The organism is Vicinamibacterales bacterium, from assembly GCA_035699745.1.
Classification (GTDB): Bacteria; Acidobacteriota; Vicinamibacteria; order Vicinamibacterales; family 2-12-FULL-66-21; genus JAICSD01.
In genome coordinates, this window is record DASSPH010000035.1 from 41,905 (window position 1) to 62,879 (window position 20,975).

Sequence of the window (20,975 nt, forward strand, 5' to 3'; positions counted from 1 at the left end):
TGTTGTCCGTGGCGATTGGACGACGTGAACTGATCTGGACCGGCATCGCGGCGGCCGCCGCGGCGATTCTGGCGCCGCGGTCCGCGCGCGCCGCGGCCTCGCGCATCGACGTGCTGCTCGACGAGCCGATCGGTCCCGTCACCGCCGACTTCTACGGCCACTTCGTCGAGCACCTCGGCGGTGTCGTCTACGACGGCATCTGGGTCGGCGAGGGCTCGAAGATTCCCAACGAGCGCGGCATCCGGCGCGCGCTGGTCGAGCACATGCGGCGGCTGCCGCGCGGCGCCATCCGGTGGCCCGGCGGCTGCTTCGCCGACAGCTACGACTGGCGCGACGGCGTCGGGCCGGCGAAATCACGGCCGACGCGCTCGAATTTCTGGATCGACGAGCGCACGATGCCGAAGCGCCCGGACGGTCCGGCCAAGCACGAACCGAACTGGTTCGGCACCAACGAGTTCATTCGCTTCTGCCGCCAGGTCGGCGCGCCGCCGTATCTCGCCGCCAACCTGCGCAGTCTGCCGCCGCGCGACTTCTATCAGTGGGTCGAGTACTGCAACGCGCCCGCGGGCCGGAGCACGCTTGCCGATCAGCGCGCGGCCGCCGGCGATCGCGAGCCGTTCGGCGTCCGCTTCTGGGGCGTCGGCAACGAGTCCTGGGGCTGCGGCGGCGAGTTCACCGCCGAGGAGTACGCGACCGAGTATCGCCGCTTCACCGCCTGGGTGCCGCTCTACGGCCTCGAGCTGGCGCTGATCGGCTCGGGCCCCAACGGCGGCGACCTGGCGTGGACGCGCCGGTTCTTCACGCGGCTGCTCGAGAAGGGGGAAGGGCAGCTGCGCCGGCTGTGGGGCTGGGCGCTGCATCATTATTCCTGGAACGTCAGCCGCGGCCGCACCACCGACTGGTACGAAGGCAAGGGGGACGCGGTTTCGTTCACCGCCGACGAGTGGTACGAGCTGCTCAACGAAGCGGACAAGATGGACGGCCTCATCGCCGGCCACTGGAACGTGATGGGGGAGTACGATCGCCGCCACCGCGTGAAGCTCGTGGTCGACGAGTGGGGCGCGTGGCACCGCGAGGGAACCGAGGTCGCCCCGCACCATCTCTTCGGCCAGCAGTCGACGCTGCGGGACGCGCTGCTGGCGGCGCTCACGCTCGATACCTTCCACCGCCACGCCGACAAGGTGGCGATGGCCAACGTCGCGCAGTTGATCAACTGCCTGCACTCCCTGTTCCTCGCGCACGAGGATCGCTTCGTCGCCACCCCGACGTTCCACGTCTTCGAGATGTACGGCGCGCATGCCGGCGGCCGCGCCGTACGGACGCTGTTCTCCGCGCCGCGCATCAGCTATGCCCGGGAGAACGGCCCGGCGACGATCTGGGGTCTGGGCGGATCCGCCACGCTGAAGGAGCGCACGCTCACCCTCACCGTCGTCAATCCGCACATCGCGGAGCCGTCGACGGCCGAGATCGCGCTGCACGGCGGCAAGGTGAAAGCCGTCCGGGCGACGGCGATCGCCGCCTCCGACATCCACGCGCACAACACCTTCGATCGTCCCGACACCGTCCGCCCGCGCGAGGTCGCCGCCGAAAGTGTGCCGGGCACCGTGATCACGCACACGTTCCCGCCGGCCTCGGTGACCCGGCTGTCCGTGGACCTGGGCTGAGCCGCACCCGCGCACCCCGCGAAGTGGTACGCTTCATGGACTGCCCTGCTGCGGAGTAGCTCATGCGCATGACGGCCTCACTCGCGATCGTCCTCCTGACGCTGGCGTCCGGTCTGACGGCGGCCCAGCGCCGCGGCACGGCGCCGACCACGGGACCGGTAACTTTTGCCATCAATGTCACCGACTCGTCGGGCGCTCCGGTGCCGGACGTGCGGGTCACGCTGAGCGGCGTGGTCACGCGGACCACCCGCACCGAACGCGGGCGCACCGTCTTCGAGAATCTTCCGTCCGGTCAGTACATCCTGAAGTTCGAGAAGCCCGGGTACATCAGCGTCGATCGCCAGGTCACCGGACGCGGCGCCAAGCCGATCGAGGTTGCCGTCACCATGGAGCGGGAGCCGGAGCCCGAGCCGGCGCCGGTCGAGAAGCCGGCGGCTCCGCCGCCTCCGCCGCCCGACCTGAAGATGGCGGTGCTCGACATGCCGGCCTTCATCGAGAAGAACTACATCGGCCGCGCCGCCGGCAAGACCACGCCGATGGGCTGCGCGCCCGGCGGATCGAGCACCCTGATTCAGATGAACGAGCCGCTCGCGCAGCACACGCACGACGATGCGGACGAGTTCATCTACGTGATTGCCGGGCAGGGGATGGCGAAGCTGTCGGGGCGCGAGGAACCGCTCGGGCCCGCGGTCTTCCTGATGGTGCCGCGCGGCATGCCGCACACGGTCGCCGCTGGACCCAAGAAGCCGCTCGTGCTCATGTCGGTGCTCGCCGGCGACAAGTGCCGCTGACCGCGCTCAGCGCGCCACCGGCCCGAGGTAGCGATCCAGCCATGGAAGCACGGTGCCGAGGAGTTCGTTGGCCGGTACCGTGTGGCCCGACTCGACGCTGACCAGCCGCTTGTGTTCCGGCGCCGGGCCGAGCAGTTCGAACAGCGGCTTCTGGGCCGCTTCGTACGGCACTTCGAAATCGTAGCGGCCGGCGAGCAGCAGCGTCGGCACGCGCACGCGCGGCGCGTAGTTGCGCAGGTCGATTTCCGGCGTCGATTCCTCCTGCAGGCCGGTGCCCTGCAGAATGCTCGCCTTGAATCGTGATTCCAGCGCGGTGAGCATGACTCCGGCGTCCCCGCCCGCGCTGGTGCCGTAGAACGCCAGCCGCGTGCGATCGATGTCCGGCCGCGTTTCCAGATAGTCGATCGCCCGCGCCAGGTCGCGATACCAGGCAATGCGCAGTTCGCGGCGCGCGTTCGTCCCCATCAATTCCGGCGCCTGTCTCTCGTAGGTCCCTTTGTAGACCGGATAGAGCAGCGCGCGTCCGCTGCGAACCAGGACTTCCGCCGAGCTCAGCGACATGTCGCGGCTCGATCGCAGGCGGAAGGCATCGCTGCCGCCGAACAACACCACCGTCTGGTACGGCGGCCGGCCCGCTATCGGCAGGAACAGGTGCGCGCGCATGCGCTCGCCGCCGTAGGCCGCGTCGAACGTCACGTTGATGCGCGTCCACATCTCGGTGCGTTCTTCCTCTTCGACGACGGCGTTGAGCGGCGAGGGATCGAACGCGTACTGGCGGCGGTACACGGCGAAGATGTCGTCGCCGACCGGCGGCCGCGGCTTCGCGATCCGGTGGGCGAGCGGCGAGGCCGGCGCCAGTTCCGCCGCGCTCACCGGCCCGTCGTGTTTCGCCAGGCGGAAGCCCAGGTTCGCCGCGCGGTCGAACGGCGGGCGCGCGTCGTAGTCGGCGAACATGTATCGCGGCTCGTCCCACGCGCCGCCGAGCGCGAAGCGGCGATCGCCGGACTCGTTCCAGCACCATTCCTTGACGTTGCCCGCCATGTCGAAGGTGCCGAACGTGCCCAGCCCGGCGTGCGCGCCGACGCGCGCGGGCCCCGCGCCGTTGAAGTTGCTGAGCGGAAGGATGTCGGCGAAGCGTCCGAGCGCCGCCGCCCGATACCACTGATACATCGTCGGCAGCGCCTTTCCCGCGTAGCGGGCGTACGCGGCCGCTTCGTACCAGCTGACGCCGCCGACGGGGAAGTCGCCCTGTCCTTCTGGATAGCTGCCGTTCGTCCACGTCGCCGGTCCCGGTTTCCCGCTGCGATCGACGAACCGCGCGATCGCCGCGTCCCACGCGAGCCGGGCGCCGCCGTCGACGAAGGGCTCGCGCCAGTACGATTGATTCCGATAGCCGCCGCCATCGACGAACGCCTTGAAGGCGCGGTTCGTGACTTCGTAGCGATCGATCCAGAAATCGGCGACGGCGCGCACGTCGCCGAAGCGCACGGCGTCGCGGCCGCCGCTGACCCGCACCATCCCCGCCGGCGTCGTCCCGGCGGGATCGAGCCGCACCGTCATCTGCGGATGCGGATAGTAGGTGCCGTCGAACGGCTCGAAGCCGGCCTTGACCATGCGGATCCGCGACAGTCCGCGAGGGATGCGGACGCCGCGCAGCGGCGTACGTCCCAGCGGCAGCCACGCGGCTGACGGCGTCCGGTACGTCGACAGCAGCACGTCGGCGCCCTCGGGATCGCTGGTGAGGACCACCGGGATCGGCACCGAGACGTCGAGCCACAGCTGCTCGATCACCGGATCCTGCGGTCTGACCTGCCGTGCCTCGTGCGCGAGCAGGAACGCCGCGGCGACGTCGCCGGCGGCGCTCAGGCGGCGGATCTCGGGCGCCGCGACCTCGTGCGCCCATCGCGCCTGCGCCGCGGCGCGGTACTGGAACCACCCCGCCCCGGCGGCGAGCGCGGCGAAGGCCGCCAGCGCCGCGATCACCGCGGGACGGCGGACCAGCGCCCGCAGGCGCAGATCCGGCGGACGCCGCTGCTCGACGATGGCGTCGAGATCGCCGACGACCTGCGGCATCGACCCCGCGCGGCGATCGCGATCGGGTTCCACGCAGCGCGCGATCAGCGCCGCGAGCGGGGCCGGCGGATCGGGGGCGATCTCGCGCAGCACGGCGCCGAACGAGAAGACGTCCGCGCGCGCGTCCACCGGCTCGCCGCGCGCCTGCTCCGGCGCGACGTAGCCGGGCGTCCCGCCCGACACACCTTCGTCGGCGGCAAGCGCCGCAATTCCGAAATCCACCAGTTTCACCCCGCCGTCGGCCGTCAGGAAGATGTTCTCGGGCTTCAGATCGCGATGGACGATGCCGCGGGCGTGCGCGGCGGCGAGTCCGCGGGCGACCTGCAGCGCGACGTGCAGGGCCGCGTCGAGCGGGAGCGGATCGCGCGCCTGGCGCGCGCGCAGCGACTCGCCGTCGAGACATTGCATGACGATGAAGGGCGCGCCGCGGTGGTCGCCGACGTCGTGGACCGTCAGCAGGTTGGGGTGATTCAGCGCTCCGGCGGCGCGGGCCTCGCGTTCGAAGGCGCTGGCCCGCTGGCTCAGGTCGGCGGCATGCGGCAGCAGCAGCTTGATCGCGACGTCGCGTCCGAGCCGCTCGTCGCGCGCGCGCCAGACCTCGCCCATGCCGCCCGCCCCGATGCGCGCCGTGATGGTGTAGGCGCCGAGGCGATCGCCGACGCGCACCGTCCAGCCCTCACGCGACACCTGCCGCGCGAACGCGTCGAGCGCCGGCGACGACAGGAAGTCCCGCGACGCGTCCGCCGCCTCCAGCAGCGAGACGACCTCGGCCCGCATGCCGGCGTCGGCGCAGTGGCGTTCGACGAACGGCCGGCGCGCCGCCGGAGGCTGGGCCAGGGCCGCCGAGAACAGCGTCTCGATCTCGCGCCAGCGATCAGTGTGCACGGTCCCGGCTCAGCGCGCGATACAGCCACGCGCGCGCGAACGTCCAGTCGCCGTGGACGGTCCGCGGCGACACGTCGAGCGCGCGGGCCACCTCGTCGACCGAGAGCCCGCCGAAGAAGCGCAGCTCGACGACCTGGGCCTTGCGCGGGTCGACCCCGGCCAGCGCTTCGAGCGCGCGGTCGACCGCGAGCAGATCGTCTCCCGGCGGCGGCGCGGCGACGTCGACGCTGTCCAGCGGCACGCGGATCGCGTCCCGCCCGCCGCGCCGTTCCGCCGCGCGCCGCCGCGCGATGTCGACCAGGACGCGGCGCATCATGCGCGCCGACACGCCGTAGAAATGCGCGCGGTTCTGCCAGCGCACCGGGTCCCATCCGAGCAGGCGGACGCACAGCTCGTTGACGAGCGCCGTCGGCTGCAGGCTGACCGCCGACCGTTCGCCGGACAGGTAGCGCGCCGCCATCCGGTGCAGCTCGTCGTACACCAGCGGCAGCACCCGTTCGAACGCGTCGGCGTCACCGTCGCTCCATCCTCGGAGGAATCCCGTCAGCTCGCCGTGCGGGGTGTCGTCGGGCCGGGCCATGACCGCGACCGAGTGTAGCGCGACCATCTCTGGATAAGGCGCAGAACGCGCGCCGATCCCGCAATTGCAGCTTTCCCGCCCCGGCCGCGCCTTTATGGATCGAAGGAGCCCCCGTGAACAAGGTCAGCACCGCCAGCACACGCGCTTTGCTCTTTGCCGCCGTCGCGGCCTTTGCCATCGGATTGACCGCCGCGGCCGCCGCCGTGCAGCCGTCCGCCCCGCACCTGGAGGTCGCGCGCGGTTTTCTCGCCTTCCTCGATCCGAGCCCCGCCGGGCTGACCGGCAACGGCCGTTCGTGCGCCGACTGCCACATGCCGACGGATCAGTTCCAGCTGTCGCCGGCGAGCGTGGAGGCGAGATTCCAGCGCCTGGAAGCCATGCGGCAGGTGAATCCGCACGCCGACGACCCGCTGTTCCGTCCGATCGACGCCGACGACTTCCGCGTCAACGGCGACGCGGCGCGCGACTACACCACCCTGCGCGAGCACGCGCTGATCAGAATCACGCTGCCGCTCCCGCCGAACATGCGCCTGATCGATCCGGCGACCAACCAGCCGTCGGACGAAACCTTCGTCGACGTCTGGCGCAGCGTGCCGACGATCAACGACGTCGCGCTGACCGGCCCCGGCGCCGGGAACCCCTGGTTCCGCGAGCCGAATCGCTTCGGCGGGTATCAGCTGGACGCGCGGATCGGGACGCTGCAGGAGCAGGCGATCGGCGCGTTCGTCAATCACGCGCAGGTGCAGTCGGCGCCGCCGCAGGCGGTGCTGGACGACCTCGCGGCGTTTCAGCGGGCGCAGTTCAGCAGTCCGCGCGTCCGCGCGCTCGCCGACGCCATTGCCGCCGGAGCGGCGGAGCTGCCGGATCCGGATCTGCCGCTCGATCCGCTGGAGCAGCAGGGGAAAGCGGTGTTCCAGCGCGCCTGCGCGCAGTGCCACGGCGGGCCGTCGGAGTCGGCGGCGGCCGCGCCGGTGATCCGCTACCACGACATCGTGTCGCAGTGTCCGCGTCCCGTCGATCCGCAGGGGCGGTTCGCCTTTGCCGCCTGCAGCCCGGGTCTCACCCGCAACGCCCGTACCTACGAGATCACCATCGGCGCCACGAAGATCCGCCGCACCAGTTCCGATCCGGGGCGCGCGCTGCTGACCGGCTTCGTCGGCGGCCCCGCGCCGCAGGACGACTGGAACAAGTTCGACGTGCCGTCGCTGCGCGGGCTGGCGAGAACGGCGCCGTACTTCCACAACAACAGCGCCGCCACCATCGAGGAGGTGGTGGACCACTACATCGAGTTCTTCAAGCGGGTCGAAGTCAACGCGCCCCCCGCGGGGCCGGTCCCGCCGGTGGCCAGCACGGACGGCGTCCATTTCGATCGCCGTCCGGCGCCGGAGGAGCGTGCCGCGCTGATCGCGTACCTCAAGCGCAAGTAACCCGGCTGGCGCGGTCGATGCATCGTCGGCCGGCGTGCAGAAGACGGTTGCCGCGTTCGTCCGTCTCGGCTACATCGCCAAGGCGGTCGTCTACGTGCTGGTGGGGGTGCTGGCGCTGAAGGTTGCGGTCGGCGCGCGCGGCGGCCGGATCACCGACCAGGGCGGCGCCTTGTATGTCGTGCTCGGGCAGCCTCTGGGTCAGACGCTGCTCATCGTCCTCGCGGCGGGGCTTCTGACCTACGCGTCGTGGCAGATCGTGCGCGCGATCTTCGGGTGGGATCACCACCGCCACGAAGGCTGGGGCGACCGCGCGCTGACCATCGTCCGCGCGCTGGTCTATGCCGGCATCGGCGTGACGGCGATGAAGCTCGGGTTCGGCCTGCGCGCCGGCGAGTCGGGTCCGGAGCCGCTGGTGCGGCAAGCGCTGCAGTGGCCGCTCGGCGAATGGCTGATCGCGATTGCCGGGCTTGGCGTCGGCTGGTACGGGCTGGTGGAAATCCGGGACGCGATCCAGGCGCGGCTCGAGCCGGATCTCGACGCCGGCACGCTGCGCCGCCGCGCCGGCAACTGGGCGCTGCAGGTCGCGCGCGGCGGCATCGGCGCGCGCGGCGTGCTGGTGCTGCTGCTCGGCGTCGGCCTCGTCCGCGCCGCCCTCGAGCGCCGCACGTCCGAAGCGTCCGGCCTGGACCGGTCGCTGGTGATCCTCAACTCCCTGCCGCAGGGCACGGTGCTCCTCGGGCTCGCCGCCGCCGGCGTCTTCGCCTACGGCATCTATCAGTTTCTGCACGCCCGCTACGCCGAGGTGTAGCCGGCGCCCGTATAATCCCCGGCTGTGACCCGTACACTTCCCGCGCTCCTCGCTCTTGCCCTGCTCGGGGCCGGCGCGCCCGCACGCCAGCCCGCGGCCAGCCACGTCCGGGCGGCGCAGACCGCCCTCGATCGCTACGTCGCCGCGCCCGATCCGAGCTACGCCTGGTCGGTGTCGAAGACGCTCCCCGCCCCCGAGGGGACGACCGCCACGCTGATCGATCTCACCTCGCAGCGGTGGCTCGACGCGGAGATCGAGCAGCCCCTGTGGAAGCACTGGCTGGTCGTCGTCACGCCGGCGAAGGTGACGAGCGACATGGCGCTGCTGTTCGTCGGCGGCGGGCGCAACGATCGCAATCCGCCGGCGGCGCCGGCCCCCTGGCAGGCCGAGATCGCGCGCGACACCGGGACGGTCGTCGCGGAACTGCGGATGGTGCCGAATCAGCCGATCGTCTTCAAGAACGATCCGGCGAAGAAGCCGCGCACCGAGGACGACTTCATCGCCTATACCTGGAACCAGTTCCTGCGCACCGGCGACGATCGCTGGCCGGCGCGGCTGCCGATGACCAAGAGCGCCGTCCGCGCCATGGACACCGTGACGGCGTTCGCCGCATCCCCCGCCGGCGGCGGTCACCCGGTCGCGCGGTTCGTCGTCTCGGGCGCCTCGAAGCGCGGCTGGACGTCGTGGGCCGCCGCGGCGGTCGACACGCGGGTCGCCGCGCTCGCGCCCGCGGTGATCGACGTGCTCAACGTCGAACCCTCGTTCGAGCACCACTATCGCGCCTACGGCCGCTACTCCGACGCGGTGGACGACTACGTCGAGCAGGGGATCATGGACTGGCTCGGCACGCCGCAGTTCCGCGCGCTGATGAAGATCGAGGAGCCGTACGAGTACCGCGATCGCTTGACGATGCCGAAGCTGCTGCTGAATTCGGCGGGCGATCAGTTCTTCCTGCCGGACTCGTCGCAGTTCTACTTCGACAAGCTCCGCGGCGAGAACCACCTGCGCTACGTGCCCAACACCGATCACTCGCTCAGCAAGTCGGATGCGCTCGAGACGCTGGCGGCGTTCTACGGATCGATGGTGAAAGGCACGCCGCGCCCCGAGTTCAGCTGGACCTTCGAGAAGGACGGCGCGATCAAAGTGGTGTCGAAAACGCGGCCGGACGCGGTGACGATGTGGGAGGCGGCCAATCCGGATGCGCGCGATTTCCGCCTGGAGACGATCGGCGCGGTTTACCGGTCGACGGCATTGACGCCGTCGGGGCCCAACACGTGGGTCGCACGCGTGCCGAAGCCTGCCAGGGGCTGGACGGCGTTCTTCGTGGAGTTGACCTTCGCGTCGGGCGGCCGGTATCCGCTGAAGTTCACGACCGCGGTTCGAGTCCTGCCCGACACGCTGCCGTTCGCGGCCCCGGTGCCTAAGCGGCCGGGGTCTGGTCGGTAGCGACCAGGGACGTCTCTTCGCGCTGCACCTCGATGGTGCAGTCCTTCGCCAGCGCGACGAGCGCGCCGATGGCGGCGAGCATCGGCGCCAGGACGGCGCCGACCACGCCCGCGGTCAGCGGGAACTCGGCGATGGTGCGCTCCCCCTGGCGGACGCGCACGCGGCGGATGTTCCCCTGGTGGACGAGGTCTTTCAGCTTGTCCAGGACCCCATTGCCCTCGGCTTTGATGGATTCCCAGCAGGTCTGTGCCATGCACGATCCTACGGATCTGCCGGGCCGGAGGTTCGCGGCGGCGTCGGGTCCGCCGGCGGGATACTCGCGTATCTCATGAGGTATATTCTGCGGCGTCCGCTTGACTCAGCCGCGACGGTTCATCCGCGCCGCGCTCGCCTGCGCCGCGCTCATCGTGCTCTCAGCCGCCGGCGCATCCGCGCAGGTAACCATCACCATTGCCCGCGTCGCCTTCAAGGACGTCGCCACCCAGCGGTTTGCGGAGGTGCTGCACGAGTCGAGGAGCGGCTGGATCTTTCCCGACATCGGGTATGTGGACTTCGGCGGCGACGTGTATCGCGAGTTCTTCGCCGGCGCCGGCCGGACGCTGCGGCGCACGCCGAAGCTCACGCTCGTCGGCAGCCTGTATTACCAGCAGAGCGCCGGGCCCGCGAGCGGCTCGGCCCGGTATCTGGTGCCGTGGTTCCTGGTGAACTGCCGCCCGCACGCGCGGCTGCAGTGCGAGGCGGTCTACTTCCCGTATCTGCCGCTCACCGAGCGGGCACAGGTGCAGCACGTCCTCGAGCGGGCGAAACTGGAATACTCGGTCCTGCCGGAACTCCGGGTCGGCGGCGGCTACGCCGCGTTCCACACCCGCGGCATCGACTGGCAGAACCTTCCGTTCGCGACCGTCACCGTCTCGCCGCCGCGGATCGGCGACATCGAAGTGTGGGTCCAGCATCTGCCCGGTCGCGGCGCGCAGATGCAGCTGCGCTTCATGAGAGTGTTCAAGTAGCCGTGCCGGGAGTACGCCTGTACCAGCGACTATCTGGTGCACGCGCGGCTGTCGAGCGTGCAATCGAGGCAGCGGGCCAACCATCGCGCTTTACAGAATTGTCAGTGAGCGCCGTTCTTGTAACGGGAAAAACCGTGTAACTCCTGAGAATCTGCGTAATTCCGGGCTTTCTGTTGGAACGATTCATGCGGTGCGCCGCGGCACACCATGAATATCGCCGCCATGTTCTCCACCGACATCGCCATCGACCTCGGCACCGCGAACACCTGCGTGTTCGCCCAGGGGCGCGGCATCGTCCTCAACGAACCCTCCATCGTCGCCTTCAACACCGTGAAGGGCGAGGTCGAAGCGGTCGGGCAGGAGGCGCACGACATGCTCGGGCGGACGCCGCCCAACATCCGGGCGGTCCGGCCGCTGCGCGACGGCGTCATCGCCGACTTCGACGCCGCCGAGCGGATGCTGGTCCACTTCGTCCGCAAGGCCATGGGGCGCGCGCCGTGGCGGCGGCCGCGGCTGGTGATCGGGGTCCCGGCGGAGATCACGCAGGTGGAGCGGCGGGCCGTGCGCGACAGCGGCTTCCGCGTCAAGGCGAGCGAAGTCCACCTGGTGGACGAGCCGATGGCGGCGGCGATCGGCGCCGGCCTGCCGGTGATGGACGCGGCGGGGAACATGGTCATCGACATCGGCGGCGGCACCACCGACATCGCCGTCATCTCGATGGCGGGCACGGTCTACGGACGGTCGCTGCGCGTCGCCGGGGACGCGATGGACGAAGCGATCATCACCTACATGCGCAAGACGTTCAACCTGCACATCGGCGAGCGCACCGCGCAGCAGATCAAGTTCGAGCTGGGCTCGGCGATGCCGCTCGACGAGCCGCTCGAGATGGACGTCAAGGGACGCCACGTCATGGAAGGCGTGCCGCGGACCGTGACGATCAAGGACTCGGACGTGCGCGTCGCGCTGAGCGAGCCGCTCGGCCAGATCATCCGCGCCGTCCGCGAATCGCTCGAGCGCGTTCCGCCCGAGCTCTCCGCCGACATCTACGACACCGGGGTCGTCCTCACCGGCGGCGGCGCGCTGCTGCGCAACCTCGACAAGCGCCTCCGCGAGGAAACCGGCCTGCCGGTCCTCGTCGCCGAGAACCCGCTGACGTCGGTGGTGCTCGGCGCCGGCAAGATGCTCGGCGACATGGCGCTGCTCCGCAAGGTGTCCTCGAACTAGCTCGCCTTTGCAGGAGGTCAGGAGCTCGGGGGCACAGGAGATATCGTCCTGATCCCTCCCGATTTTCCGACCTCCTGCGAGCCACCCGTCGCCGGTTTCCGGTTTCCGGTGCCCGGTTTCCGGTTTCCGGTTTCCGGTTCCCGGTTTCCGGTTCCCGGTTTCCGGTTTCCGGTTGCCGATCACCCGATCACCCGATCACCCGATCGCCCGATCACCCGTACAATTCAGCCTATGACCTTCGCGCGCCTCCGGCCCGTCCGCCTGACCCTCCTCTCGGTCCTCGTCACGACGGCCGCGTTCGCCCAGGCCCCGGCCGGGCGGGAGACCACCGCCGAATCGGTTGCCCAGTACGCGCTGACGCAGCAGATGCCGGTGGATCCCGAGGTCGCGCTCGGCACGCTCCCGAACGGCCTGCGCTACTACGTGCGGCCGAACTCGAGGCCGGCCCGGCGCGCGGAGCTGCGGCTCGTCGTCAAGGCGGGATCCGTCCTCGAAGACGACGACCAGCTCGGCCTCGCGCACTTCGTCGAGCACATGCAGTTCGAGGGGACGAAGAACTTCCCCAAACAGAGCCTGACGCAGTTCCTGCAGACGCTGGGCATGAGCATCGGCGCCGACGCCAACGCCGCGACGAGCTACGACGACACGCAATACATCCTGCGCGTCCCGACCGACGTGCCCGGCGCGCTCGACCGCGCGCTGCTGGTGCTCTCCGATTGGGCGGGAGGCGCGACGTTCGATCAGGACGCCATCGATCGGCAGCGCGGCATCGTCCTCTCCGAGTGGCGCATGAACCTCGGCGCCGGCGAGCGCACCGTCGACAAGATCCTGCGCGTCCAGCTCCAGGGATCGCGCTATCCGGATCGCCGCCCGATCGGCAGGCCGGAGGTCATCGAGAAGGCGTCGCGCGACACGCTGATGCGCTTCTACCGCGACTGGTATCGCCCCGACCTGATGGCGGTCATCGTCACCGGCGAGATCGATCGCGAGGCGGTCGTGAAGATGATCACGAACCGCTTCTCGATGCTGAGCAGCCCGTCGCCGGCGCGGCCGCGGCCGGTCATCGACGTCCCCGAGCATCCCGGCACGCGCTACGCGATCGTCGCCGATCGCGAGACCACGGCCACCGCCGTCCAGTTCAGCAACCTGCGGCCGGCGCGCAACCAGGGAACGGTCGGCGGCTATCGCTCGATCATGCTCGACCAGTTGTTCGCCGCGATGCTCGGCGAGCGCTTCGACGAGCTGGCGCAGAAGGAGAACGCCCCGTTCATCCGCGCGGCCGCCGATCGCAGCCTCTTCCGCATGCCGCGCACGAAGGACCAGGCGATCCTGCAGGCGCTCGTTCCCAACGACGGCGTCGCCAGGGGGCTGGAGGCGCTCGTCACCGAGCTGCGGCGCGTCGCGCTGTTCGGGTTCACCGAGACCGAGTTGGCGCGGGCGAAGCAAGAAAGGATGGCCGGCTACGAACGCGTCGTCGCCGAGAGTCCCGATCGCGAGTCCGAGAGCCGCGCCGACGAATACACCCGCAACTTCCTGCAGGGGGAGGCGCTGCCGACGATCTGGCAGGAGCTGGCGTTCCATCGCCGTTTCCTCCCCGGCGTCACGCTGAAGGAGATCAACGCGCTCACCGCCGACTGGTTCCCCGAGACCAATCGCGTCGTCATCGTCTCGGCGCCGGAGGCGGCCGGCGTCACGCTGCCCGACCAGGCGCAGCTCGCCGCGGTGTTGAAGACGGCGGAGTCGAAGAAGCTCGAGCCCTACGTCGACGCCGGCGCCGGCGAAGCGCTGATGGAGACGCCGCCCGCGCGCGGCTCGATCGTCAAGACGACGGCGCGTCCCGACGGCATCACGGAATGGACGCTGTCGAACGGCGCCACCGTGCTGCTCAAGCCGACGTCGCTGAGAGTGGATCAGATCCTCTTCCGCGCCACCGCTCCCGGGGGCACGTCGGTGGCGAGCGACGCGGACTTCGTCCCGGCGCGCGTCGCCGACGACGTGGTGTCTGCCGGCGGGGTGGGGAAGTTCAGCGCGGTGCAGCTGGATCGGCTGCTGACGGGGAAGTCGGTCGGCGTGACCGCCTTCATCGGCGAGATCGAGCAGGGCATGGGGGGCGGCAGCACGCCGCAGGATCTCGAGACGATGTTCCAGCTGCTCTACCTGCGCTTCACGCAGCCGCGCGCGGATCAGGCGGCGTTCGCCGCGATGCGCTCGCAGGCGCGGGCGCTGCTGGCCAATCGCGCGGCGAGTCCCGACGTCGTCTTCAACCAGACGATCGACGCCGCGCTCAGCCGCAATCATCCGCGGCGCCAGCCGGAGACGACCGCGACGGTGGATCAGTGGAACCTGGCGAAGTCGCTGGACTTCTACAAGGCGAGGTTCGCGGACGCGAGCGCCTTCCGGTTCGTGTTCGTCGGGAGCTTCACGGTCGACGCCATCAAGCCGCTCGTCGAGACCTACCTTGCCAGCCTGCCGGCGACGCATGCCAATCAGAGCTGGCGCGATCCGGGGATCGTGCCGCCGGCCGGGATCGTCGAGAAGACGGTCGAGATGGGGATTGCGCCGAAGAGCCAGGTGGCGATCGTCTTCTCCGGAGCGTTCGACTACACCGACCAGAACCTGCTCGCGCTGCGGACGATGACGCTGCTCCTGCAGTCGCGGCTGCTCGACGCGATCCGCCAGGAGCTCGGCGGCACCTACAGCATCACGGCCACGCCCGGCGCGGAGAAGCTGCCGAAGCCGCAGTACAGCGTGCGGATCGAGTGGACCTGCGATCCGGCGCGCACCCAGGCGCTGGTCGCGCGCGTGTTCGAGGAGATCGAGAACGTCAAGGGCACCAACATCTCCCGCGAGTGGCTCGGGCGGATCCGCGACGTGCTGCTGCGCGAGTACCAGGACAACATTCAGGAGAACGGCTACATCCTGAACCTGATCGCCAGCCACTTCGCCAACGGCGGGTCGCCCGACGTCGGTCCGGTCAGCAAGATGACCGATCTGATCGGGACGCTGACCGGCGATCGGATCCGCGATGCGGCGCGGACGTATCTGAAGACGAGCGATTACGTCCGAGTCACCCTGATGCCCGCCGGCAAACGCTAGATCAGCGGCGCTTTCGCGCGGCCGGTTTGCCGCGCCGCGGCGCCGCCTTCTTCCGCTCCGCCGCCTGGATGGCGCGGCGGCCCCATTTCGCCAGCTCTTCGCCGTCCTCGAGCACCGACACCGGGACGGCGTAATACTGCATCGTCTCCCCGTCTTCGCCGTACGGCTTGAACGGGCCGGAGCCGGCCCGCTCGAAGTCCGGCCGGTTCACCTCGTCCACTTTCAGGTACAGCACGTCGTTGTCGATGAGCGCGAAGAACGTCTCGCCGCAATAGATCCCGACGCCGCCGAACATCCGCTTCGTGCCGATCACGCCGCATCCTTCCAGCTGCTCGACGACGAAGTCGGTGAATCCCTGGCTCACTGGCATCCTGGCACCCTCGTTGCCCTCGGCCGATCCGTGGTCTCGATCATCATCCCCGTGTTCGCCGCCACCGTCCAGCGGCTCGAGCTGCTCGACGAGACGCTCGCGACGGTGGATCGGCAGTCGCCGGTCGAGTTCGCGACCATTCTGCCGGATGACCGTGGTTGGGATGGCGGCGACTGGGGCTATGATCGCTCCGGTTGAAACCCGGCACTCGACTGAACGCGTACGAGATCGTCGGCTTCCTCGGTGCCGGCGGCATGGGGGAGGTCTATCGCGCCACCGACACGCGGCTCGATCGTACGGTCGCCATCAAGATCCTGCCGGACACCGGCGCCGGCGATCCGGACCGGCGCATGCGGTTCGAGCGCGAAGGCCGGGTCGTCGCCTCCCTGAGCCATCCGCACATCTGCGCGCTGCACGACGTCGGGAGCGCCCATCTGCGCGGCGCGCCGGCTCCCGTCGACTTCCTGGTCATGGAGTACCTCGAAGGAGAGACGCTCGCGAAGCGGCTCGCCCGCGGGGCCCTGCCGCTCGACGAGGTCGTCCGGTTCGGCCGCGAGATCGCCTCCGCGCTGGAGGCCGCCCATCGTCAACGCGTGGTGCACCGCGACCTGAAGCCGGGGAACGTCATGCTCACCCGGAGCGGCGTGAAGCTGCTCGACTTCGGCCTGGCGAAGACGCGGCTCCTGGAATCGGAAACCGCGCTGCGTTCGACCGCGACGGTGAACGTGTCGGCCGCCGGCATGGTGCTCGGCACGCTGCCTTACATGGCGCCCGAGCAGATCGAGGGGCGCGACGCCGACGCGCGCAGCGACATCTTCGCGTTCGGCGCGCTCCTCTACGAGATGGCCACCGGGCGTCGCGCCTTTCCCGGCGAGAGCGCCGCGGGCATCGCGGCCGCAATCCTCGCCTGCGACCCGCCGGCCGCCGCGATGTCGCCGTCGCTCGATCGGATCATTCGCGGCTGCCTGCGCCGCGATCCTGAAGACCGCTGGCAATCGGCGCAGGACGTGGCGCTGCAATTGCGCGACGTCCCGGAGCGCGATCGATTGATGGCGCTGCCCCCCGCGAGTGCGCCGGCCCGCCTGCTGCCCTGGATCGTCGCGGGTGTCGCGGGCACGCTCGCCGTTGCCGCGATCGCTTACGCGTGGTACGCGCGCGGCGCCGCGGGGCCGGATGCGGCCGGCTCGTCGCCGCCGCTGCGATTCATCGTGCCGAGCCCGCCGGATGGGTACGTCGCGACCAGCGTCGAGCGGACGGGATTCGCCATTTCCCCGGACGGGACGCGAATCGCGATGTCGAGCGGGATCGGCGACGGGCCGCCGTCGATCCGTATCCGTCCGCTCTCCTCCGAGCTCGTCACGGTCGTTCCCGGCACCGAAGGGGCGCGATCGATGTTCTGGTCGCCCGACGGCCGTTCGCTCGGATTCTTCGCCGACGGCAAGCTGAAACGCGTCGAGCTCGCCGGAGGGACGCCGGTCACGCTGTGCGATGCGCCGCAGAGCATCGGCCTGACGGGCACGTGGGGGGACGGCCAGATTCTCTTCACGTCGGTCCAGGCCGAGCGCATCATGCGCGTGCCGGCCGACGGCGGGGCGCCGGTCGAGGTCCTGCACGCCGATCCGGCAAAAGGGGAGTTGCGCACGCCGTGGCCGGCGTTTCTTCCCGACGGCCGGCGCTTTCTGTATCTGTCTTCGCGGGCCGGCGACACGGGCGCGGTGATGCTCGCGTCGCTCGACGGGTCCTCGCGCGAGCTGCTCGCCGTTCGCAGCAACGCCCAGTACGTCGCTCCCGGCTTTCTGATCTACGGCCAGGAGGCGGTGCTGGTGGCGCGGCGCTTCGACGCCGATACGGGCCGCTTCACCGGCGAGCCGGTCGCCATCGCCGAGAGCGTGAATCACAACGTCGCCACCGGGTTGACCCATTTCACCGCGTCGCAGACCGGTGTGGTGGTGTATCACTCCGGTCCCGACCTCACCCGCATCGTCAGCTTCGATCGGACCGGACGCGAGCTGGCGCAGGTGAGCGGCGCCGCGCCCACGCGCGGTCTTCGGCTCTCTCCTGACGGGCAGGCGCTGTACGTCGACCGGATCGACCTGAAGACCTCGCGGGTCGATCTCTGGAAGCTGGATCTCGATCGTGGCGGCGACACTCGGGTCACGACCGAGCCGGCGGCGGCGATCGACGCGGTGGTGGCGCCCGATGGCGCCCTGATCTTCGCGGCGACGCGCTCCGGCCCGCCCAGGATCCTGCGGCGTACGCCGTCGGGCGCCGAGGAGTTCCTCGTTCCGAACGTCGCCGGACTGCAGTTCGCGCCCGACGTCTCGCCGGATGGCCGCTGGGTGCTCTACTCGCAGCGGACGCAGCGCGGCAACTTCGACCTCATCGCGATTTCGCTGCCCGACCGCGGCACGACCGCCTTCCGGCAATCGGACGCCGACGAAAGCAGCGCGCGCTTCTCGCCCGACGGCAAGTTCGTCGCCTTCACCTCCGATCTCGGCGGCCGCCCCGACGTGTACGTGGCGCCGTTCGCCGACAGCAGTGCGATGCGCATCGTGTCGACGACGGCATGCGCGCAGGCGCATTGGAATGCCGCGGGCACCGAGTTGTTCTGCGTCAGCCCGGACGGAACCGTCTACGCGGTGCCGATCGACACGGCTCCGCCGTTGCGCATCGGTCGTCCGCGGGCGCTGTTCTCGCGCGGGCGCCGGCTGCGCTGGGTCGCGTACGAGGTCACCCCCGATGGCCGGTTCATCGCGCTCGAGCCGGTCTCGTTCGCCGCGAACCAGCCGCTGCGCGTCGTGGTGAACTGGCCGGCGCTCCTGTTCAACGCCTCCCGCTGACGCCTCATCCGGCCGCGGCGGCCGGCAGATCCGGCCCGATCCCGGCGCCGGCACCCACGCCGCCGCCGCGCTGAGGGCAGGCCGTCTACTGTTCGCGTGATCCGTCCCGGCGCCGGCGCGTCCTGTGCGTCGAACGGCGCTAAACTACGGCATTCAGATGCGTCCCGTGCTGCAGGTGGACAAGCGCTACGTCGGCCAGGTGACGGTGTTCACCATCTCGGGCCAGTTGGCCTACGAGGAGGGGACGCGCGGCCTGCGCGAGGCGGTGAACGCCGCGGTGGCGGACGGCGCGCGGCTGTGCCTGCTCGACATGCGCGAGGTCACCTACCTCGACAGCAGCGGCGTCGGCCTGCTGGTCGCGATCTTCCGCCACGTCACCCGCCGCGGCGGCCAGTTCAAGCTGCTGAGCCCCAGCCCCGCCGCCCGCCGCGTGCTCGGCATCAGCCAGCTGACCCGCGTCTTCGACATCTTCGACGACGAGAACGACGCCCTGCTGAATCTCGGCGGCGAGGCCGGCCCATCGTGATCAGCACGGCGCACTGAACGCACTGCGCACTGAAACGCACTGCGCACCGCGCACCGCGCACTGCGCACTGCGCCGGGTCTATACTCCGCGGATGAAAAAGCACGCGCTTGCCGCCGCCTTCCCACTCTGCCTGCTCGCCGTCGCCCTGCACGGTTACCAGGGGGCCGACGGCCGCCGTTACATCGATCCGCGCACGAAGGCCGACGCCAGCCTTGCCCCGTTCAGCGGCGGCGTGTTCGTCGGCAGCACGCTCTACCTCGCCGGCGAGCTCGGCACCGATGCCAACAACAGGGTCCCCGACGCGCCGGCGGCCGAGGCGAAGGCCGTGCTCGACAAGGTGCAGGCCCGCCTCAGGTCCGCCGGGATGACGATGGACGATCTGGTGTCGGTGCAGATCTTCTGTTCGGACGTGAAGCACTACGCCGCGTTCAACGAGGTCTACCGCACCTACTTCACCCGCGAGTATCCCGCGCGGGCCTTCATCGGATCGGGCGGTCTGCTGTTCGGCGCGCGGTTCGAGGTGCAGGGCATCGCGGTGAAGCGCTGAGTCGATCCGCGCGCCGCCGCCATCCAGTTGCGCCACCGGCGGCGGTGCTGCATCGATCAGCGTGGCACTGATCCGGGCCGTTCGTGATTACCGATCGGGCGCTGCGCCGCGCCGGGCGGGCCGCCGCACCGCGCGCACGCGGCCGCTCGCGCCGCCGCCGCAGAAGAACCGATCCCCGCCGTCCGACTCGAGGCCCGACACGCCGGCGCCCGGCGGCATCGCCAGCCGATCGAGCACCTCGCCCGTGCGCGGATCGACGCGCCGCAGCTCGCTCTCCTCCCCTTCCCACGTGCCGTGCCACAGCTCGCCGTCGACCCACGTGACGCCGGTCACGAAACGATTCGACTCGATCGTGCGCAGGACGGCGCCGGTGTCCGGATCGATCTGGTGGATCTTTCGATCGCGGTACTGTCCCACCCACAGTGTCCCTTCCGCCCAGGCCAGCCCGGAATCGCCGCCCCCGCCAGGCGCCGGAATCGTGTGCAGCACGCGGCCGGTCGCCGGATCGATCTTCTGGATGCGGTCCTCGGCGACCTGAAACAGGTGCGTGCCGTCGAACGCCGTGCCGGCGTGCGCCGCGGCGTCGATCGCGCGCGTCGTCTTGCCGGTGTCGGGATCGAGCGCCTGCAGCGTGCCGCCGGTGGCGATCCAGACCTGCCGTCCGTCGTAGCTGACGCCGTGCACGTGCTCGATGCCGGGAAAGGGGCCGTACTCACGAATGATTTCCGCTTGTGTTGTTGTCATGCACGCATCATCACGCGAGCGGCAGCGGCGGCGGGAGTAACAACGGCGTCGCGAATCCCGGCAGCGGCGGCATGGTCCACCGCCGCGCGCGGCCGCGGCCGTAGGCCTGCGCCTTGCCGGCTGTCGCGAGCGCGTCGAGCGCGCGCTGCACGCTGCGCTGGCTGGTGCCGAGCGCCAGCGCCAGCGACGAGCTCGACCAGGCTTCTCCGTCGGCCAGGAACCCGAGCACCGCCCCGCGATCGTCGTCGACCTCGGCCGGCCAGGCGAGCACGACGACCTCTTCGGCGCGCCGCGGCGCCAGCGAGAACCCGCGCCGCGTGGCCCGCAGATCGGCCACGGGCCGCAGCACGCGGCGAAGCCGCGCGATTTCGACGCGCAGCCGCGCGCGATGCGACTCGTCCGCGTGCCGGCCGCCGAAGGCACGCGCGATCAGCGTCGCTCGCGGCACGTCGTCCGGCCACGCCTCGCCGAGCGCGCGGACCGTCGCGAACAGCACCGGCCGCGACGCGAGCGAGATCGTCGTTGCGCGATGCCGCACCGCGCGGCGGCACGCGTCGACGATCAGCGCCGCCGACGCCAGCACCGCCTCCGCGTCCTGCAGCCGGAGAGTCGTCTCGCGGCCGCCGCGGATCGTGCGGGCCGCGGGAGCGTTCAGCGCGGCTGATGCGCGGTCGACCTCCGCGGCGAGTGCCGGGATCCGCGCCGCCGCGGCGGCGCCGGCAGCCCGGGCGAGCGCCGCGCCGGCGGTACGAGTATCGAGCCGCCGCAGCGCGATCCCCGCGATCGACAGCTCGTGAACGGCCCTCAACGCCGGAGGCAGATCGGCGGCTTCGACTGCGGTGACCGCCCGCTCGGCTTCGAGCAGGCGTCCGATCAGGACCAGGCGTCGGATCTGGATCTGCCGCGCGTGCGCGGCGTTGATGCGGTCCCCCTGCGCCTCGAGGGTC

18 protein-coding genes are annotated in these 20,975 nt (G+C 70.5%); 12 read left to right on the plus strand and 6 right to left on the minus strand.

Annotated features, from left to right (window positions below; all coding sequences use genetic code 11):
* The first annotated feature begins 8 nt into the window (after nucleotides 1-8).
* Nucleotides 9-1,664 carry an alpha-L-arabinofuranosidase C-terminal domain-containing protein gene (locus tag VFK57_07035; protein ID HET7695445.1) on the plus strand — a complete coding sequence of 552 codons (1,656 nt, stop codon included), beginning with the start codon at nucleotides 9-11 and terminating at the stop codon, nucleotides 1,662-1,664.
* 62 nt (nucleotides 1,665-1,726) lie between these two features.
* Nucleotides 1,727-2,455, plus strand: a complete 729-nt coding sequence (locus VFK57_07040; GenBank protein HET7695446.1) for a carboxypeptidase regulatory-like domain-containing protein — start codon at nucleotides 1,727-1,729, stop codon at nucleotides 2,453-2,455.
* A gap of 6 nt (nucleotides 2,456-2,461) precedes the next feature.
* Here VFK57_07040 and VFK57_07045 read toward each other — a convergent pair whose 3' ends face one another.
* On the minus strand, nucleotides 2,462-5,413 hold the full coding sequence (locus VFK57_07045) for a protein kinase (protein ID HET7695447.1): 2,952 nt from the start codon (nucleotides 5,411-5,413) through the stop codon (nucleotides 2,462-2,464).
* Entirely contained in the window at nucleotides 5,403-6,020 is a 618-nt protein-coding gene (locus VFK57_07050; GenBank protein HET7695448.1) for an ECF-type sigma factor, read from the minus strand. The genes VFK57_07045 and VFK57_07050 overlap by 11 nt, the downstream gene beginning before the upstream one ends.
* 86 nt (nucleotides 6,021-6,106) lie before the next feature.
* On the opposite strand from VFK57_07050, the gene VFK57_07055 reads away from it, so the two are divergent.
* Genes VFK57_07055 through VFK57_07065 form a run of 3 tightly spaced genes read left to right on the plus strand, consistent with a single transcriptional unit; the run spans nucleotide 6,107 to nucleotide 9,674 of the window.
* Nucleotides 6,107-7,420 (plus strand): hypothetical protein, encoded by a 1,314-nt coding sequence (locus VFK57_07055; protein HET7695449.1) that lies wholly within the window; start codon nucleotides 6,107-6,109, stop codon nucleotides 7,418-7,420.
* 34 nt (nucleotides 7,421-7,454) lie between these two features.
* Nucleotides 7,455-8,228: a DUF1206 domain-containing protein gene (locus VFK57_07060; GenBank protein HET7695450.1), complete on the plus strand. Its 774-nt coding sequence runs from the start codon at nucleotides 7,455-7,457 to the stop codon at nucleotides 8,226-8,228.
* Between the two features lie 24 nt (nucleotides 8,229-8,252).
* A complete protein-coding gene (locus VFK57_07065; GenBank protein HET7695451.1) occupies nucleotides 8,253-9,674 on the plus strand; it encodes a PhoPQ-activated pathogenicity-related family protein in 1,422 nt (473 codons plus the stop codon).
* Here VFK57_07065 and VFK57_07070 read toward each other — a convergent pair.
* Entirely contained in the window at nucleotides 9,649-9,927 is a 279-nt protein-coding gene (locus tag VFK57_07070; GenBank protein ID HET7695452.1) for a DUF4342 domain-containing protein, read from the minus strand. The genes VFK57_07065 and VFK57_07070 overlap by 26 nt on opposite strands.
* 100 nt (nucleotides 9,928-10,027) lie before the next feature.
* On the opposite strand from VFK57_07070, the gene VFK57_07075 reads away from it, so the two are divergent.
* The 3 genes from VFK57_07075 to VFK57_07085 all read left to right on the plus strand — a co-directional run bounded on the left by VFK57_07075 (nucleotide 10,028) and on the right by VFK57_07085 (nucleotide 15,001).
* Nucleotides 10,028-10,681, plus strand: a complete 654-nt coding sequence (locus VFK57_07075; GenBank protein ID HET7695453.1) for a hypothetical protein — start codon at nucleotides 10,028-10,030, stop codon at nucleotides 10,679-10,681.
* A 207-nt stretch (nucleotides 10,682-10,888) separates the two neighbouring features.
* Nucleotides 10,889-11,905, plus strand: a complete 1,017-nt coding sequence (locus VFK57_07080; protein HET7695454.1) for a rod shape-determining protein — start codon at nucleotides 10,889-10,891, stop codon at nucleotides 11,903-11,905.
* 231 nt (nucleotides 11,906-12,136) lie between these two features.
* Nucleotides 12,137-15,001 carry an insulinase family protein gene (locus VFK57_07085; GenBank protein ID HET7695455.1) on the plus strand — a complete coding sequence of 955 codons (2,865 nt, stop codon included), beginning with the start codon at nucleotides 12,137-12,139 and terminating at the stop codon, nucleotides 14,999-15,001.
* A 1-nt stretch (nucleotide 15,002) separates the two neighbouring features.
* Here VFK57_07085 and VFK57_07090 read toward each other — a convergent pair whose 3' ends face one another.
* Nucleotides 15,003-15,371, minus strand: a complete 369-nt coding sequence (locus VFK57_07090; GenBank protein HET7695456.1) for a TfoX/Sxy family protein — start codon at nucleotides 15,369-15,371, stop codon at nucleotides 15,003-15,005.
* Nucleotides 15,372-15,401: 30 nt separating this feature from the next.
* On the opposite strand from VFK57_07090, the gene VFK57_07095 reads away from it, so the two are divergent.
* From VFK57_07095 to VFK57_07110, 4 genes are all read left to right on the plus strand, one after another.
* Entirely contained in the window at nucleotides 15,402-15,569 is a 168-nt protein-coding gene (locus VFK57_07095) for a hypothetical protein (protein HET7695457.1), read from the plus strand.
* Nucleotides 15,566-18,211, plus strand: coding sequence for a protein kinase (locus tag VFK57_07100; GenBank protein HET7695458.1), 2,646 nt, complete (start codon nucleotides 15,566-15,568; stop codon nucleotides 18,209-18,211). The genes VFK57_07095 and VFK57_07100 overlap by 4 nt, the downstream gene beginning before the upstream one ends.
* A 157-nt stretch (nucleotides 18,212-18,368) precedes the next feature.
* The gene (locus VFK57_07105; GenBank protein HET7695459.1) at nucleotides 18,369-18,737 is read left to right on the plus strand and encodes an STAS domain-containing protein; all 369 of its coding nucleotides are present in this window, start codon (nucleotides 18,369-18,371) and stop codon (nucleotides 18,735-18,737) included.
* A 91-nt stretch (nucleotides 18,738-18,828) separates the two neighbouring features.
* Nucleotides 18,829-19,284 (plus strand): RidA family protein, encoded by a 456-nt coding sequence (locus tag VFK57_07110; GenBank protein ID HET7695460.1) that lies wholly within the window; start codon nucleotides 18,829-18,831, stop codon nucleotides 19,282-19,284.
* Between the two features lie 87 nt (nucleotides 19,285-19,371).
* Here VFK57_07110 and VFK57_07115 read toward each other — a convergent pair whose 3' ends face one another.
* Together VFK57_07115 and VFK57_07120 are read right to left on the minus strand one after the other, a co-directional pair.
* On the minus strand, nucleotides 19,372-20,028 hold the full coding sequence (locus tag VFK57_07115) for a hypothetical protein (GenBank protein ID HET7695461.1): 657 nt from the start codon (nucleotides 20,026-20,028) through the stop codon (nucleotides 19,372-19,374).
* Between the two features lie 10 nt (nucleotides 20,029-20,038).
* The coding region (locus VFK57_07120; GenBank protein ID HET7695462.1) for a hypothetical protein at nucleotides 20,039-20,975 on the minus strand (937 nt) is incomplete at its 5' end.

Excerpts from the sequence above, each read along its gene's own strand:
- VFK57_07040 (HET7695446.1), top strand. The coding sequence starts at position 1,727 with ATGCGCATGACGGCCTCACTCGCGATCGTCCTCCTGACGCTGGCGTCC.
- VFK57_07050 (HET7695448.1), bottom strand. The coding sequence starts at position 6,020 with ATGGTCGCGCTACACTCGGTCGCGGTCATGGCCCGGCCCGACGACACC.
- VFK57_07070 (HET7695452.1), bottom strand. The coding sequence starts at position 9,927 with ATGGCACAGACCTGCTGGGAATCCATCAAAGCCGAGGGCAATGGGGTC.
- VFK57_07080 (HET7695454.1), top strand. The coding sequence starts at position 10,889 with ATGAATATCGCCGCCATGTTCTCCACCGACATCGCCATCGACCTCGGC.
- VFK57_07085 (HET7695455.1), top strand. The coding sequence starts at position 12,137 with ATGACCTTCGCGCGCCTCCGGCCCGTCCGCCTGACCCTCCTCTCGGTC.
- VFK57_07090 (HET7695456.1), bottom strand. The coding sequence starts at position 15,371 with ATGCCAGTGAGCCAGGGATTCACCGACTTCGTCGTCGAGCAGCTGGAA.
- VFK57_07105 (HET7695459.1), top strand. The coding sequence starts at position 18,369 with ATGCGTCCCGTGCTGCAGGTGGACAAGCGCTACGTCGGCCAGGTGACG.
- VFK57_07110 (HET7695460.1), top strand. The coding sequence starts at position 18,829 with ATGAAAAAGCACGCGCTTGCCGCCGCCTTCCCACTCTGCCTGCTCGCC.
- VFK57_07115 (HET7695461.1), bottom strand. The coding sequence starts at position 20,028 with ATGACAACAACACAAGCGGAAATCATTCGTGAGTACGGCCCCTTTCCC.